The organism is Brevundimonas sp. KH_058, from assembly GCF_057838505.1.
This window is the reverse complement of record NZ_CM174469.1, coordinates 2,557,750-2,573,447: the sequence shown is the minus strand read 5'-3', so window position 1 is coordinate 2,573,447 and position 15,698 is coordinate 2,557,750. Positions and strand designations below refer to the sequence as shown.

Annotated in this window: 14 protein-coding genes and 1 pseudogene; 8 read left to right on the top strand and 7 right to left on the bottom strand. The window is 66.6% G+C overall.

What is annotated here, in order from left to right; translation table 11 throughout:
* Positions 1-170 precede the first annotated feature (170 nt).
* Positions 171-2,086, top strand: a pseudogene (locus AC3ISA_RS12685) (M61 family metallopeptidase).
* A gap of 160 nt (positions 2,087-2,246) precedes the next feature.
* Here the strand turns inward: AC3ISA_RS12685 and rnd are convergent.
* Complete coding sequence (rnd, locus tag AC3ISA_RS12680; RefSeq protein WP_489178157.1) at positions 2,247-3,395, bottom strand: ribonuclease D; 1,149 nt, start codon at positions 3,393-3,395, stop codon at positions 2,247-2,249.
* 79 nt (positions 3,396-3,474) lie between these two features.
* Here rnd and purM point away from each other — a divergent pair, with 79 nt between their 5' ends.
* The 3 genes from purM to AC3ISA_RS12665 all read left to right on the top strand — a co-directional run bounded on the left by purM (position 3,475) and on the right by AC3ISA_RS12665 (position 7,246).
* Entirely contained in the window at positions 3,475-4,512 is a 1,038-nt protein-coding gene (purM, locus tag AC3ISA_RS12675; RefSeq protein ID WP_489178156.1) for a phosphoribosylformylglycinamidine cyclo-ligase, read from the top strand.
* A 4-nt stretch (positions 4,513-4,516) separates the two neighbouring features.
* Complete coding sequence (gene purN / locus AC3ISA_RS12670) at positions 4,517-5,101, top strand: phosphoribosylglycinamide formyltransferase (RefSeq protein ID WP_489178155.1); 585 nt, start codon at positions 4,517-4,519, stop codon at positions 5,099-5,101.
* 87 nt (positions 5,102-5,188) lie between these two features.
* Positions 5,189-7,246, top strand: coding sequence for a M13 family metallopeptidase (locus AC3ISA_RS12665; RefSeq protein ID WP_489178154.1), 2,058 nt, complete (start codon positions 5,189-5,191; stop codon positions 7,244-7,246).
* A gap of 75 nt (positions 7,247-7,321) precedes the next feature.
* Here the strand turns inward: AC3ISA_RS12665 and AC3ISA_RS12660 are convergent, their stop codons facing one another.
* The 4 genes from AC3ISA_RS12660 to AC3ISA_RS12645 form a co-directional block, all read right to left on the bottom strand.
* Positions 7,322-7,522 carry a YMGG-like glycine zipper-containing protein gene (locus AC3ISA_RS12660; RefSeq protein WP_159844934.1) on the bottom strand — a complete coding sequence of 67 codons (201 nt, stop codon included), beginning with the start codon at positions 7,520-7,522 and terminating at the stop codon, positions 7,322-7,324.
* Between the two features lie 121 nt (positions 7,523-7,643).
* Positions 7,644-8,063, bottom strand: a complete 420-nt coding sequence (ndk, locus tag AC3ISA_RS12655; RefSeq protein WP_426016316.1) for a nucleoside-diphosphate kinase — start codon at positions 8,061-8,063, stop codon at positions 7,644-7,646.
* Positions 8,064-8,141: 78 nt separating this feature from the next.
* Positions 8,142-8,549 carry a type II toxin-antitoxin system VapC family toxin gene (locus tag AC3ISA_RS12650; protein WP_489178153.1) on the bottom strand — a complete coding sequence of 136 codons (408 nt, stop codon included), beginning with the start codon at positions 8,547-8,549 and terminating at the stop codon, positions 8,142-8,144.
* 77 nt (positions 8,550-8,626) lie between these two features.
* Positions 8,627-8,917: a type II toxin-antitoxin system Phd/YefM family antitoxin gene (locus AC3ISA_RS12645; protein WP_372695058.1), complete on the bottom strand. Its 291-nt coding sequence runs from the start codon at positions 8,915-8,917 to the stop codon at positions 8,627-8,629.
* 47 nt (positions 8,918-8,964) lie between these two features.
* On the opposite strand from AC3ISA_RS12645, the gene AC3ISA_RS12640 reads away from it, so the two are divergent.
* Together AC3ISA_RS12640 and AC3ISA_RS12635 are read left to right on the top strand one after the other, a co-directional pair.
* Positions 8,965-10,851 (top strand): ABC-F family ATP-binding cassette domain-containing protein, encoded by a 1,887-nt coding sequence (locus tag AC3ISA_RS12640; RefSeq protein ID WP_372695060.1) that lies wholly within the window; start codon positions 8,965-8,967, stop codon positions 10,849-10,851.
* Positions 10,851-11,093 carry a DUF2164 domain-containing protein gene (locus tag AC3ISA_RS12635; RefSeq protein ID WP_489178152.1) on the top strand — a complete coding sequence of 81 codons (243 nt, stop codon included), beginning with the start codon at positions 10,851-10,853 and terminating at the stop codon, positions 11,091-11,093. The genes AC3ISA_RS12640 and AC3ISA_RS12635 overlap by 1 nt, the downstream gene beginning before the upstream one ends.
* A 60-nt stretch (positions 11,094-11,153) precedes the next feature.
* Here the strand turns inward: AC3ISA_RS12635 and AC3ISA_RS12630 are convergent, their stop codons facing one another.
* Positions 11,154-11,852: an AIM24 family protein gene (locus AC3ISA_RS12630; RefSeq protein WP_425984403.1), complete on the bottom strand. Its 699-nt coding sequence runs from the start codon at positions 11,850-11,852 to the stop codon at positions 11,154-11,156.
* 212 nt (positions 11,853-12,064) lie between these two features.
* Between AC3ISA_RS12630 and AC3ISA_RS12625 the strand changes: the two genes are divergently transcribed.
* Both AC3ISA_RS12625 and AC3ISA_RS12620 read left to right on the top strand, forming a co-directional pair.
* Positions 12,065-13,414: a serine hydrolase gene (locus AC3ISA_RS12625; RefSeq protein WP_489178151.1), complete on the top strand. Its 1,350-nt coding sequence runs from the start codon at positions 12,065-12,067 to the stop codon at positions 13,412-13,414.
* A gap of 73 nt (positions 13,415-13,487) precedes the next feature.
* Positions 13,488-14,288 carry a DUF4198 domain-containing protein gene (locus AC3ISA_RS12620; protein ID WP_489178150.1) on the top strand — a complete coding sequence of 267 codons (801 nt, stop codon included), beginning with the start codon at positions 13,488-13,490 and terminating at the stop codon, positions 14,286-14,288.
* Here AC3ISA_RS12620 and AC3ISA_RS12615 read toward each other — a convergent pair.
* Positions 14,269-15,642, bottom strand: coding sequence for an alpha/beta hydrolase family protein (locus AC3ISA_RS12615; protein ID WP_489178149.1), 1,374 nt, complete (start codon positions 15,640-15,642; stop codon positions 14,269-14,271). The two genes, AC3ISA_RS12620 and AC3ISA_RS12615, sit on opposite strands and share 20 nt — an antisense overlap.
* Positions 15,643-15,698 lie beyond the last annotated feature (56 nt).

Here is a 15,698-nt window from a genome sequence, read left to right as displayed (position 1 = left end):
CTTTCTTGCACCTTGCACTGTTTTTTGCGTTGCAGTGCAACTTCGGGGCGCCGCCGACGCTTGACGCCCCATGCCCTGCGGCGGACTGTCGCAGCGCCCCGATCCAGTCTGCAAGAGTCCCCCGACGATCCGTCCCTGCCTGCGCGCCGCCCCCCCTTGGCCTCGCCCTCCTGCTGGCCTCGACCGCCCCCGCCGCCCTGGCGCAGCAGGCCTCGACCTATCCGCCGGCCCTGCCCGCGCCCCTGCCCGCGATCCCCGACGCCCAGGACGTCGCCTATCCCGGCGTCATCACCCTCGACATCGACGCTGCCAACCTGGCCCAGCACATCTTCGCGGTGACCGAGACCATCCCTGTCGCCCAGGCCGGTCCCCTGACCCTGTTCTTCCCCGAATGGCTGCCCGGCAACCACGGCCCCGTCGGCCCCGTCGCCCAGCTGGCGGGCATCGAGATCACCGCCAACGGCCAGCGCGTCGAATGGGTGCGCGATCCCCTGCACCCCTTCGCCTACCACATCGTCGTCCCGGCCGGTGCGACCGCGCTGAACATCACCATGCAACACCTGTCGCCGACGACGGCCAACCAGGGCCGCATCACCATGACGCCCGAGATGCTGAACATTCAGTGGGAGAAGATGCTGCTCTATCCCGCCGGCCACTGGTCGCGGAACATCACGGTGCTACCCACGGTCAAGTTCCCGACCGGCTGGTCGTTCGGCACGGCGCTGGAGCCCGAAACCAGAAACGGCGACCTTCAGACCTTCAAGCCCGTCAATCTGGAAGTCCTGATCGACAGCCCCGTCTTCGCCGGCGTCCACTACCGCCAGATCGACCTGAACCCCGGCGGCCGTTCGCCGGTCCGCGCCAACTTCGTGGCGGACAAGGCCGACAGCCTGAACGCCACCGACGAGCAGATTCAGATCCTGCGCAATCTGGTCGATCAGATGGACCGCCTGTATGGCGCGCGCCACTTCGACCACTACGACTTCCTGATCGCCATGACCGACAAGCTGGGCGGCATCGGGCTGGAACATCATCGCAGCTCCGAGAACTCGGTCGATCCCGCCTTCTTCACGGGCTGGGACACGCATCTGGCCGACCGCGACCTGCTCAGCCACGAGATGCACCACTCCTGGGACGGCAAATGGCGTCGCCCCGCCGACCAATATGTGCCCAACTTCAACTCGCCCCTGCAGAACAGCCTGCTGTGGGTCTATGAGGGCCAGACGCAGTACTATGGCCAGGTCGTCGCCGCCCGTTCGGGCCTGCTGACCAAACAGCAGGCGATGGACTCCCTGGCCATGACCGCCGCCACCTTTGACACCCGCGTCGGCCGCGAATGGCGCGCCCTTCAGGACACCACCAACGACCCGATCATCAGCCAGCGCCAGCCCAAGGGCTGGCTGTCGTGGCAACGCGACGAGGACTACTATTCCGAGGGCCAGCTGATCTGGCTCGACGTGGACACCACGATCCGCGAGAAGACCGGCGGCCGCAAGTCGCTCGACGACTTCGCCCGCGCCTTCTACGGCGTCCGCGAGGGCGATTACGCCCCGCCCCCTACACGTTCGAGGATGTGGTCGCGGCCCTGAACGGCGTCGTCGCCAACGACTGGGCGACCTTCCTGCGCACCCGCCTGGACGCCGACGGCCCCGACGCCCGCGCCCCGCTGGACGGCCTGGCGCGCGGCGGCTGGCGCCTGGCCTTTACGGACAAGCCCACCGACTACATGAAGACCCTCTACGCCGAGCTGAAGCGCAACGACTTCACCTATTCCCTGGGCTTCCAGACCGGCGAGGCCAACAAGATCCGCAGCGTCCAGTGGAACAGCCTGGCCTTCAAGTCGGGCCTCGCCGCCGGCATGGAGATCGTCGCCGTCAACGGCCAGGCCGCCACCCCCGACCGCCTGGCCGAAGCCGTCACGGCCGCAAAAGACCCCGCCACCGCCATCACCCTGATCGTCAAGGACGACGACCAGTACCGCACCGTCGTCTTCGACTACCACGACGGCCTGCGCTACCCCCGCCTGGAACGCATCGAGGGAACCCCCGACCGTCTCGGCGACATCCTGACGCCACGTCGGCGCTGACGCAGAAACATCGTCTCCTCCCCACATCGTGGGTAGGTGGCGCGGCGCTTCTTCAGCGCCGTGACGGAGGAGTTCTTCAGACGCCTGCGGGACTTCAACAGCCCCTCCACCACGCTACGCGCGGTCCCCCTTCCCACAAGTGGGGAGGAAACTTTGACCCCTACTCGATCTCGACGACCTCGACGCGCGAGCCGTTCAGCACCAGGGCGATCTCGCCGCGCTTCAGCTTCAGCGCGTCCTCGCCGAAGATTTCGCGGCGCCAGCCCTTCAGCGCGTCGATATCCGCGTCGTCGCTGATGGCGATTTTTTCCAGGTCGGAGACGGTGGCGATCAGCTTTGAGGCCACGCCGGCGTTGTCGCTCTTGGCCTTCAGCAGCACCTTCAGCAGTTCGACCACCGACGGCGGGGCCGGCTGGCGGTGGGCGGGGCGCTCCATCTCCGGCGCGTGCGACTCGGGATCGGCCAGAACCCGCTTCAGTTCGTCAGCCAGTTCCAGGCCCAGTCGCGAGCCGCCAAAGCCCTTGGGCACCGAACGCAGGCGGTTGAAGGCCTCCACGTCCGTCGGCGTCTGCTGGGCGATCTCGTCGATGCCCTCGTCCTTCAGGATACGGCCGCGCGGCTGGTCGCGCTCCTGCGCCGCCCGTTCGCGCCAGACGGCGACGGCCTTGAAGGCGGCCAGATATTTGGCCGAGAACTTCTTGGGCTTCAGCCGCTTCCAGGCGTTCTCTGGATTGGTGTCATAGATGGCCGGATCGGTCAGGGCCGCCATTTCCGACATGACCCAGTCCAGACGACCTTCCTTCTCCAGCCGGTCGCGCAGCTTGGGATACAAGGCCGCCAGGTGGGTCACGTCGCCCAAGGCGTAGACCAGCTGGCTGTCCGACAACGGCCGGCGCGCCCAGTCGGTGAAGCGGCTGCCCTTGTCCACCTCGATGCGCAGAGTCTGTCGCACCAGCGAATCATAGGCGACCTGTTCGCCGAAGCCGGCGGCCATGGCGGCGACCTGGGTGTCGAACATCGGCTTGGGCATGGCCCCCAGCCGCACGAAGATTTCCACGTCCTGGCGACAGGCGTGGAAGACCTTGACGATCTTCTCGTCGCGCAACAGGTCCAGGAAAGGCTCCAGGTCCAGGCCTTCCGCCATCGGATCGATGATGGCGGCGTGTTCGGCCGAGGCCGCCTGGATCAGGCACAGCCTGGGCCAGTAGGTCGTTTCCCGCATGAATTCGGTATCGACCGTGATGAAGGGAGCATTAGCTACGCGGGCGCAGAATTCGGCCAGCGCCTCGGTGGTGGTGATCGGCGTCATTCCGATGCTATAGCCCCCCGCATCCTACCTGTGGCAAGAGCCGCGCTGCATTTCCGCCCCGATTCAGGCCCGAGATCCCATGAGCGACACCCAAAAGCCTCTCGAAAACGGCCTGACCTACGCCGATGCGGGCGTGGACATCGACGCTGGCGAACTGCTGGTCGAACATATCAAGCCCCTGGCCAGGTCCACGGCCCGCCCCGGATCGGAGCCCTCGCTGGGCGGTTTCGGCGCCCTGTTCGACCTTAAGGCCGCCGGTTTCGAGGACCCGCTGATCGTCACCACCACCGACGGCGTGGGCACCAAGCTGAAGATCGCCATCGAGACCGGCCGTCATGACGGCGTCGGCGTCGATCTGGTCGCCATGTGCGTCAACGACCTGCTGGCGCAAGGCGCCGAGCCCCTGCTGTTCCTCGACTATTACGCCACGGGCCGTCTGGAGATCGACGCCGCCCGCCGCGTCGTCGCCGGCATCGCCGAGGGCTGTCGCCAGGCCGGCTGCGCCCTGGTCGGCGGCGAGACAGCCGAAATGCCGGGCATGTACACCGACGGCGACTATGACCTGGCCGGCTTCAGCCTGGGCGCCGTCGAGCGCGGACACGCCCTGCCCTATCTGGATCGCCAGGCAGCCGGCGACATCATCATCGGCCTGGCCTCCACCGGCCCGCACTCGAACGGCTATTCGCTGGTGCGCAAGGTGGTCGAGAAGTCCGGCCTGGCCTGGGGCGACGACGCCCCCTTCGCCAAGGACCGCTCGCTGGCCCAGGCCCTGATGGAGCCGACCCGCATCTATGTGAAGCCGGTCCTGCCGCTGATGAAGGCGGGCCTGGTCAAGGGCGCGGCCCACATCACCGGCGGCGGCCTGATCGAAAACCCGCCCCGCTGCATCGCCGAGGGTCTGCAAGCGAGCTTCGACTGGAACGCCTGGCCCATGCCCGCCGTCTTCCAATGGCTGGCCGAAACCGGCGGCATCAGCGACCACGAGATGCGCCGCACCTTCAACTGCGGCGTCGGCTTCATGCTGATCGTCTCGCCGGAGAACGCGGAGCCGGTGCTGGCCGCCCTGCTCAACGCCGGCGAAGTCGCCTTCGTCTGCGGACAGCTGGAAGCGGCCTGACCTCGTGAAGACGCGCGTCGCCGTCCTGATCTCCGGGGCCGGCTCCAATATGGCGGCCCTGATCGACGCCGGTCAGGGCGCCGACAGCGGCTATGAGGTCGCGCTGGTCCTGTCGAACGTCGAGGGCGCGGGCGGTCTGGCCATCGCGGCGGCCAAGGGCGTCGCGACCGTCGCCATCCCGCACAAGCCCTTCGGCAAGGATCGCGAGGCGCACGAGCGGGTCGTGGACGAGGCCCTGCGCGCCGCCGGGATCGAGGTCGTGGCCCTGGCCGGCTATATGCGCGTGTTGACGCCCTGGCTGGTCGGCGGCTGGAGTGAGCGGATGCTGAACATCCACCCCAGCCTGCTGCCCCTCTATCCCGGTCTGGACACTCACGCCCGCGCCATCGCCGCCGGCGACGCCGAGGCCGGCTGCACCGTGCATCTGGTCACCGAGGGCGTGGACGAAGGCCCGATCCTGGGTCAGGCCCGCGTGCCGATCGTTACGGGGGACACGCCGGAAGCCTTGGCCGAACGGGTAAAGACGGCGGAGCACACGCTCTATCCGCAGATGCTGAGCGCCTTCTGCCGAGGCTTGGAACAGGGCTGACGGCCCCGAAGATTACAAAAACGTCATGCGACAGACCGCCGCACCGGCGCGATGGTGCCGCCGATCAAAATCGGGACCCAGTCTTCCATGAACCGCATTCGTCTGATGGCCGCCTGCTCGGCCTGTATCGTCGTCGCCCTGACCGGCGGCGCGGCCTCGGCCCAGGACCATTCGTCTCAAGGTCATTCACACGGCGCGCCGGGCGTTACGCCCTGGGGCTTCGACCTCGCGGGTCGCGACACGGCGGTCAAGCCGGGCGACGACTTCAACGAATACGCCAACGGCACATATCTGCGCACGACCGAGATCCCGGCCGACAAGGCCCGCTTCGGCCCGTTCGACGTCCTGTATGAAACCGCCCAGGCCCAGCTGAAGGCGATCATCGAGGCCAGCGCCGCCAATCCGACCAACGCCAATGCCCAGAAGGTCGGCGCCCTCTACGCCAGCTTCATGGACGAGGCGAAGATCGAGCAGTTGGGCGCCACACCGCTGACCGCCGACCTCGCCGCCGTCAAGGCCGTCAGCGACCACGCCGGCATGGCCCGCCTGATGGGCGAAAGCCACTCCGGCTTCGGCGCCTCTCTGTTCGGCATCGACGTGTTCGAGGACCTGCAGAAGCCCGACGTGAACTCGGCCTATCTGGGTCAGGGATCGCTGGGCCTGCCGGATCGCGACTATTATCTGAAGCCTGACTTCGCCGCCCAGCGCGAGGCCTACCTCGCCTATCTGACCACAACCCTGACCGCCATCGGCTGGGCTGATCCGGCCAAGACGGCCGCCGACATCCTGGCCTTCGAGACCAAGGTTGCGGACAAGCAGTGGACAACGGTCGAGCGTCGCCAGATCGATAAGCTCTACAACCCCACCAAGGTCGCGGACCTGGCGACCCTGGCACCCGGCTTCGACTGGTCCGGCTTCCTGGCCGGGGCCCAGGTGTCGGACGTCGACACCCTGGTGCTGATGGAAAACACCGCCATTCCGGGCATCGCCCAGGTGTTCGCCGACACGCCCATCGAGACGCTGAAGGCCTGGCAGGCGTTCAACGTGGTCGATCAGGCCAGCCCCTATCTGTCCAAGGCCTTCGTCGACGCCCGCTTCGACTTCCGTGGCAAGACCCTGCGCGGTCAGCCCGAGAACCGGCCGCGCTGGAACCGGGGCGTGGCCCTGGTCGACGGCCAGCTGGGCGAGGTCCTGGCCCAGGAATATGTGCGCCTGCACTTCCCCGCCTCGTCCAAGGCCCAGATGGAAACCCTGGTCGGCAACATCCGCGCCGCCATGACCGAGCGCCTGAAAACCCTGGACTGGATGAGCGAGCCCACGCGCGAGCAGGCCCTCTACAAGATGTCCAGGTTCGGGGTGAAGATCGGCTATCCCGACAAGTGGCGATCCTATGACGGGCTGGAGCTGACGGCGGACGACCTGTACGGCAACGTCGAACGCTCCTCGGCCTTCGAGTGGGCCTACAAGCGCGGCAAGATCGGCCAGCCGGTCGATCCGCTGGAATGGGGCATGACGCCCCAGACGGTGAACGCCTACTACAACCCGCCGCGCAACGAGATCGTCTTCCCGGCCGCCATCCTGCAGGCGCCCTTCTTCGATCCGAACGCGGACCCGGCCGTCAACTACGGCGGCATCGGCGCGGTCATCGGCCACGAGATCACCCACGGCTTCGACGACCAGGGGCGCAAGTCCGACGGCGACGGCGTGCTGCGCGACTGGTGGACGGCCGAGGACGCCGCCCGCTTCGAGGCGCGCGCCAAGGTGCTGGGCGACATCTATGACGGCCTGGAGCCCCTGCCTGGCGTTCACGTCAACGGCGACCTGACCATGGGCGAGAACATCGCCGACCTGGGCGGGCTGTTGCTGGCGCTGGATGCCTATCACAAGTCACTGAACGGCCAGCCGGCCCCGGTGATCGACGGCCTGTCTGGCGATCAGCGCGTCTTCCTGGGCTGGGCGCAGGTCTGGCGCGAGAAGTCGCGCGAGGCGGCGCTGAAGGAGCAGCTGACCACCGATCCGCACTCGCCCGGTTCGGTGCGCGCCGCCACCTCGCCGCGCAACATCGACGCCTGGTATGCGGCCTTCGGCGTCTCGCCGGACCAGAAGGAATATATCGCCCCCGAGGCCCGCGCCCGCATCTGGTAAGCGCCGGATCTCAGACGCAGAAAAGGCCCGGAGCGGACGCTCCGGGCCTTTTCCTTATCCAGGTTTAAGCTGGATTTAGCGGGGCGTGGTCGCCGCGCCGCCGACAGCGCCGATGGCGGCGCCGGCCACGGTCGAACCCGTGTTGCCGCCCAGAACCTGACCGGCGACAGCGCCGCCCAGGGCGCCGGTAGCGGCGCGCTGCTCCATCGTATTGCCGCAGGCGGCCAGCAGGGCGACGACGCCGATGACGGGGGCCAGTTTGATCATGGTCTTCATGGGTCTTCTCCGGGAGGGGGATGAATCGATGAAGATCAAACGACAGGGCCCGCGTCCGGTTCCGGACGCGGGCCTATATAGCCACGCTATGCGAAGGATAAGTCCCTCGCGACTTGAGCGCTTAGCCGACGATCTGGTCGTCGGTGAAGAACTGGGCGATCTCGATCTTGGCGTTGTCCTGGCTGTCCGAGCCGTGGACCGAGTTTTCACCGATCGACAGGGCGAACTGCTTGCGGATCGTGCCGTCGGCGGCGTCCTTGGGGTTGGTGGCGCCCATGACTTCACGATAGGCGGCGACGGCATTGTCGCCTTCCAGCACCTGAACCACGACCGGCTCGGCGGTCATCTGCTCGACCAGTTCGCCGTAGAAGGGACGCTCGGCGTGGACTTCATAGAACTTCTGGGCTTGCTCGGTCGACAGCTTGACGCGGCGCTGGGCGACGATGCGCAGGCCGGCGCCTTCGATCACGGCGTTGATCGCGCCGGTCAGGTTGCGGCGCGTGGCGTCGGGCTTGATGATCGAGAAGGTGCGTTCGGTCATGGAAAGTGACTTCTTGTTAGGGGGAATGAAGGTCGCGGGCTTATAGCGACGCCCCGCCCCCGCGCCAAGCCCGTCTTATCAGCAGGCGATGGCGCGGACGTGCCCAGCGGCGGCGTAGTCGAGGATGGCGCGGTCGCGGGTGATCAGCGGCACATCCAGTTCACGAGCGATGGCGATCATCAAACGATCCGCTGGATCGCCATGTATCGGGTCCGGCAGATTCCATGCCGCAAATGCGATCTGGTGGCTCATCGGGGCCATCCGAACCCCCGGCGCCCGCATGACATTGTCGAACCACGTCTCGGCGTCGGGTTGAAAAAGTCGCCCTGTCGGACTTTGCCGGTTGCGAGCCAGCAAACCAATCTCCCATGCGGAGACGACCGACACCAATATTCCATTCTCGCGCTGCGCGGCATTTATCGCCTCGCGAGCCTCAGCCCCAAGGTCGCGATCCAGTTGCGACCGGATGATGGCGTTGGTGTCCAAAAGGACCGACGCCTTTGTCCGCCCGCCATTCGACAGAGCCGTCAGCCCTCGACCGATGGCCCCTCTCGGCCTCAGGCTCAACGGAGGCCGCTCATCGGGTCACAAACCCCATCGAATTCGGGGTCGTAGATCGGGCCGTCGATATCCAGATCGTCCGGTAGAATGACGCTCCCGGCCTGCCAGCCGATGAAGTCGCCCGTCTCTTCATGAGCAGCGGCGCCGGCCATGACCGCCACCTCCTTGCCGCGTTTAGTGATGTGAACCCTGCGGATCTCGCCCGAGTTCACGCGGTCAAGCAGGTCCAGGCACTTGGCCTTGAACTCCGTCGCCGTTATGACGACCTCGCCGCTTACAAGATCATACGTCATGACTGGTCATATAGAGATGACCGGTCAGAAAGTCCATTGCGCCTCCCATGCTCCAGATCACCGACCTGACCTTCAACGCCTGGGGCCGCAAATTCCTCGTGGACGCCTCCGTCAGCCTGCCGCCCGGCGCCAAGGTCGGGCTAGTCGGCCGCAACGGCATCGGCAAGTCCACCCTGTTCAAACTGATCCTGGGCGAGCTTCACGCCGCCGGCGACGAGATCAGCCTGCCCAAGACCGCCCGCATCGGCTCGGTCGATCAGGAGCACCCCGCGACGCCGGTCAGCGTCATCGACACCATTCTGGAAGCCGATGTCGAACGCCACACCCTGCTGGGCCGGCTGGAGACGGCGCCCCCCGAAGAGATGGGCGAGATCTGGGCCCGCCTGATCGAGATCGACGCCGACGCCGCCCCTGCGCGCGCCGCCGAAATCCTGGTCGGCCTGGGCTTCGACCAGGAGAACCAGGCCCGGCCGATGTCCGAGTTCTCGGGCGGCTGGCGCATGCGCGTCGCCCTTGCGGCGGCCCTGTTCGCCGAGCCGGACATGCTGCTGCTCGATGAACCGACCAACTACCTCGACCTGGAAGGCGCTCTGTGGCTTGAGGCGCGGCTGAAGAAATACCCGCACACCGCCCTGATCATCTCCCACGACCGCGAGATGCTGAACGAGGTCTGCACCCATATCCTGCACCTCGCGAACCACACCCTGACACTCTACACCGGCAATTACGACGCCTTCGAAAAGGCCCGCGCCGAAAAGGCCCGGCTGCAGTTGTCGGCCAAGGCCAAGCAGGACGCCGAACGCGCCCACCTTCAGTCCTTCGTGGACCGGTTCAAGGCCAAGGCCTCCAAGGCCGCCCAGGCCCAGTCGCGCATGAAGCGGCTGGAGAAGATGCAGCCCGTGGCCACCACCATCGAGGAGCGGGTCGCCCCCTTCACCCTGCCCTCGCCGCCCCGCCCGCTGGCGCCGCCGCTGATCCGGCTGGAGCGAGCCAATGTCGGCTATGATGTCGGCAAGCCGATCCTGCGCAATCTGAACCTGCGCATGGACCTGGACGACCGGATCGGCCTGCTGGGCGTCAACGGCGCGGGCAAGTCCACCTTCGCCAAGATGATCGCCGGCGCCCTGAACGTCTCCGAGGGCGAACTGCACCGCGACAAGAAGATGCGCGTGGGCTGGTTCCACCAGCACCAGATCGAGGCGATGGACCCGACCGACACGCCGCTGGAAATCATCCGCCGCGCCATGCCGGACGCGCCCGAAAGCGCCCGGCGCTCCAAACTGGCCCAGTTCGGCCTGGGTTACGAGAAGCAGGAGACCACGGTCGACAGCCTGTCGGGCGGCGAGCGTGCGCGCCTGCTGCTGAACATGGTGGCGATGGATGCTCCCCACGTCCTGATCCTGGACGAACCGACCAACCACCTGGACATCGACAGCCGCCGGGCCTTGCTCGACGCGCTGAACGACTACACCGGCGCCGTCATCCTGATCACCCACGACCGCTCGCTGATGGAGATGGTGGCGGACCGGCTGTGGCTGGCCGCCGACGGCACGGTGAAGCCCTATGACGGCGACATGGAGGACTACGCCAAATTCGTCCTCGACCGCGCCAAGGCCGCCGTATCCAAGCCCAGCCAGATCAAGAAGGAAGAGGCGGCCGCCGCCCCTGCCCAGAACAACAAGGGCAAGAAGAACGACAAAAAATCAGGCCCTTCCCCGTCGACCCTGCGTCACGCGGTCAAGAAGGCCGAGGAAAACATGACCCGCCTGACGGCCGAGATTTCCCGCATCGACGACGACATGGCCACCGCCTCGGTCAACAATCCGAAAGCCCTGGAAGGCCTGACCCGCGCCCGCGCCAAGACCGAAGCCGACCTCGCGACGGCCGAAGCCGCCTGGGTCGCAGCGGAGGAAGCCCTGGCCGAGGTTTCCTGATGAAGCCGATTGAATTCTCCAGGGAGGAACGCGCCGCCGCGACCGGCAAGCTGCGCGACTATTTCGTCCGCGAACTGGATCAGGAGCTGGGCCAGCTTCCGGCCGAGATGCTGCTGGACTTCATCGGCAAGGAGATCGGCGGCGCCTTCTACAATCGCGGCGTCAACGACGCTCAGCAACTGGTCCAGCAGAAGGCCGAAGACATCGTCGAGGCCCTCTACGGGCTGGAGCGGTCCCGGTAGCGATCGTCACCGTCGGCGATGGTTGCAGGCGGGACGACACGCGCCCCGCCCGCGCGGCCGTCAGTTGCTGGCGGCCTGCATGTAGGTTTCCTCATAGGGCTGGACCACGACCCACCCCTCGCCGGCGAACTTCATCTGGATGCTCTCGCCCGAGCCACGGCCCACCAGGGTCTTGAACGAGATGTCGGTGGCGATCTCGGGCGACAGGCTGCCCGACCAGGCCACGGTGGCGTTCGGATCGGTGAAGACCGGGCCGGTCGCGGCGCTGACCTTGAGGATCAGCGGATCATAGTGGGAGGTGATGGCGACGATCCCGCTGCCGCTCAGCTTCACATTGAACAGGCCGCCGGACATCATGCCCGCGACGCGCTTCATCATGGTGATCTGGTTGCTGACGCCGTTTTCCAGCGCAAGAACATCGTTGCCGTTGACGAAGATGGTCTCGTTATCGAGCCGCAGCAGGGTGATCTTCTTGCCGGTGTCGGCCAGATAGACGCGCCCCTGACCCTCCACCTTCATCAGCACCATGCCCTCGCCGCTGACGGCCTTCTTCAGCAGGTTGCCGAGGCCCTGTTCCATCAGGCCCTGACGGGTGAACTTCACCTGCCCCGTCCGCGCTACCATGGCCCCGGACTTGGCCCAGACCGACCCGTTTAGACGCACTTCCAGCAGATACTGGTTCTCCAGTTCGAAGGCTTCGGTGCTGACATCCTTCTCCTTGTAGGCGGCGACGAACTCGGCGACGGTTTTTACGGGCATGGAGACCTCAAACAGTGATTTCTGGAAAGCTTAGCCTGGGCGATCAACCCTCGGTCGCGCAAGTCCATAATATCGCAAACGCCTCGCAATCTTATGGGCTGGGGCGCGGCCAAGCCGAGGTTGCCGATCCTTAAGGTGACGCTTGGCGACCGTTGCGGCAGATAGCGCTCTCCTTCTGTCACGGCGTGGCGGACCCGCCGTGGAGATCGAGAATGTTCAAGCCCCTCAGCCGCTCTGGCGCGCCTTTCGCGCTTGCGAGCCTGATCGCCCTCGTCGCCATCGCCGGCCCGGTTCAGGCTCAAGACGCCGCGCGCATGGATCGGCTCGTGCAGACATCCGCTGACGCGGACGCATTCTCGGGGTCGGTTCTGGTCGCGCGCGACGGCGAGATCCTGCTGGATCGGGGCTATGGCCTAGCCAATCGGGAGTGGCGGATCCCCAACGACGGCGACACCAAATTCCGCCTGGGATCGCTCACCAAGCAGTTCACGGCCGTCGCCATCATGATTCTGAACGAACGCGGCCTGGTCGATCTGGACGCGCCGGTGAAGACCTGGGTGCCGGACGCGCCGCCTGCTTGGGACCAGGTGACGGTGCGACGCCTGCTCGCCCACACCGCCGGCGTCCCGAACTTCACCAGCTTCGATGATTTTCAATCACAGAAGACCCTGCCCGTCACGGTGGACGGCCTGATCGCGCGCTTCCGCGATCACCCCCTGGATTTCCAGCCCGGCGAAGGGCGGAAGTATTCGAACTCGGGCTATGTCCTGCTGACCGCCGTCATCGAGAAGGCCAGCGGCAAATCCTACGCAGAATTCCTCAGCGAGGCTCTCTTCACCCCGCTGGGCATGAGCGACAGCGGCTACGACAGCAATGCCTCCGTCTTGCCGCGCCGCGCCTCTGGCTATGCGCCGTCGGCCAAGGCAGTGGTCAATGCCGACTATTGGGACATGAGCATTCCGCAGGGCGCCGGCGGTCTCTATTCCACCACCCACGACCTGCTGAAATGGGAACAGGGGCTGTTCGGCGGTCGGCTGCTGAGCCCCGCTTCGCTCGCGCTGCTGACGACGCCCGTGCGCGATCAATATGCTTTCGGCGTCTTCGTGGCCAAGGCGCAAGGTCAGACGACCATCGCCCACTCGGGCGGGCTCGACGGCTTCAACACCTATATGGCCTATGACCCGGATCGCCGCATGACGGTGGTCGTCTTGGGCAATCTGAACGGTTCGGCCCCGGACCTGCTGGGCGCATCCCTTCTGGCCTTCGCCCGTGATGAAGCGGACACGAGCGGAATCACCGTCCCGGCGCCCGACACCCTGCAGGACTATTCCGGCGTCTACGCCCTGACGCCGATGTCTTCGATCACCGTGTCGGTAGAGGACGGCAAGCTGACGAGCCAGGCGACAGGCCGGGACGCCATCGCGTTGATCCCGCAATCCGCCGACGTCTTCCGCCCGTCCGAAGCGGGGGCCGAGACGACCTTCCTGCGCAGCGCCTCCGGTGCGGTCACGGGCCTGATCCTCAGCCGCGACGGTCGCGACAGCATCGCTCAAAAGGAGTAGCCCGCCGAACAGGTCTATTTGCAAACGCTTCGCAATATTATAGACAACCGCGACGACCGAACGGAGCGCGGCCATGACCAGAACCACCATCCACGCCGGCCTGCTGGCCAGCCTGCTCGCGGTCTGGAGCGCCGGCGCGGCCCAGGCCCACTCGCCCTATCTGCGGCCCAATGTCTTCGACGCCACCAACCGCGACCATGTGACGGTCGAGGCCGCCTTCACCGAGGATGTGTTCAACGCCGAGGTGGTCATGCGCTCCGACCATTTCCACATCGTCGGCCCCAACGGCGACACGCCGATCACCGCCGTGACCTATCTGCGCGACCTGGCGGTGTTCGAGGCGCCGACGCCGGTGGATGGCCTCTATCGTCTATCATCCGGCGCGCGCGAGGGCCGTGCGGCCAAGATGTACGAAACTCCGTCCGGCTGGAAGATGGTCGGCGAGGAGGACGAGGCGCCCCCGCCCGGCGCCGAACTGGTCGATGTCCAGAGCATCACCACGGCCGACGTCTATGTCGTGCGTGGCGATCCGGACGATGCGGCCCTGAAACCCTCGGGCCAGGGGCTTGAGCTTCAGCCCCTGATCCAGCCCAACGACATCGTCGCGGGCGAGGATGCGCCCTTCCGCCTGCTGTTCGACGGCCAGCCGGTCGCCAACGCCGCCGTCACCGTCTTCCGCGAAGCCGGCCAGTATGACGGCAGGAAGATCGAGGCGGAACTGACCACCGACGCCTCGGGCCTGGTCACGCTGAAGGTCGCCCAACCGGGGGCCTACATGACCCAGGTCCGCCACCGCGTGGCCTCACCCGCCGGCGCCCCGACGCCCTACCGCAGCTATACCCACACCCTGACCTTCATCGCCCACGCGGGCTAGGCGTCGCCAACAGCCGCCCGTCGCCATAGGCGCCATCCAGCCGCCCGGTCTTCGCCCAGTCCAGCACGGCCTGATAATAGCCGGGCGCATAGCCGATCGACGTGCGCTTGCCGTCCGCCGCCGTCTCAAACCGCACGATGCCATGGTCGGTGTCGGGGTATTCCAGCAGGGTGACCGGCCGGCCCTGTCCCGCCAGATCGATCAGCCGCTGGCGCGTGGCGTCGGGCGGCGCGCCCAGGTCGTCCTCGGCCTGGATCCACAGCATCGGCGTGTCCAGACCGCTCAGCACCGGCAGCGGGTCGTAGTCCCACGAGGTTCCCGCGTCGAGCACCGGCGCCATGGCGATGATCTGTTCGTTCGGCGTGGTCAGCAGAAAGCCGGTGAACTCGCCCTTGATATCCGCGAACCAGGGTTGGGCGCGATATTTGGCCCGCACGGCCTCCAGACCGGCAAACCCGACCTCGCCGTGCGAGGCGATGAAGGCGCCGGTCACGTCGGTGATCTCGCGCGCCTGGACCAGAACGTCGACGCCCCAGCCCTTGCCCTTGAGGTCCAGAATCACCTGATCGCTGTCCTCCGCCAGCGCCCCATAGGCCAAACCAAAGCCGACGATGACGAAGTCCACAGGCGTCCGGCTGGCGGCCAGCGGCGCGACCCAGCCGCCCTGGCTGCCGCCATGCAGGCCCACCCGGCCCGCCCGATCTCCCGCCAGCCGACGGGCCTCCACCACGGCGGCGGCGGCGTCCTCGGCCAGGACGTGGAAGTCCTGTGTATAGCGCCCCTTCGACCCGCCAGAACCCCGCTTGGCATAGACGAAGACGCCGACGCCCGAGGCCGGGGCGAACCGCTGAAAGGCGTTGAAGTCCAGCGCATTGGCGCCTTCCGACCCATGCACCTCGACCATGATGGGGACCGGCCCCTCGCCCGGCGGCAGGATCAGCCGCCCCTTCAGATGCGTCCCGCCCTGACCGACGAATGTCGTGTCGCGCACGTCCTGGGTCAGGCGGCGGCCGCTTTGTTCCCCGAAGACCATCCGGCCTTCGTCGCAGGATCCCAGTTGCGGCTGCGGACCTTCGACGCGCGTAGTGGATCCTAGAGTGCTGACCCAATGCCCCTGGGCGTCCAACATCATCCTGGCCGTGGATCCGTCCAGCCGACGCCACCGCAGGCCCTTGTTCGCCAGCGGCGCGACATCCACCCAACTGCCGTCATCCAGCCGATAGACGCCGACATGACAGACCACGGCCGGATCGGGTCGCTCATCGACGTCGGCCCCCGGCGCCTGGGCCATTGCGGGCAAGGCGACGATGGACATGATGAGGGCCAGGGCGGTGGCAAGGCAGGATTGGGACACGGGTTTTCCGATCAGGATTGCGAGTTCTCGCCAAACGCCATTGCCGGTCACGCGGC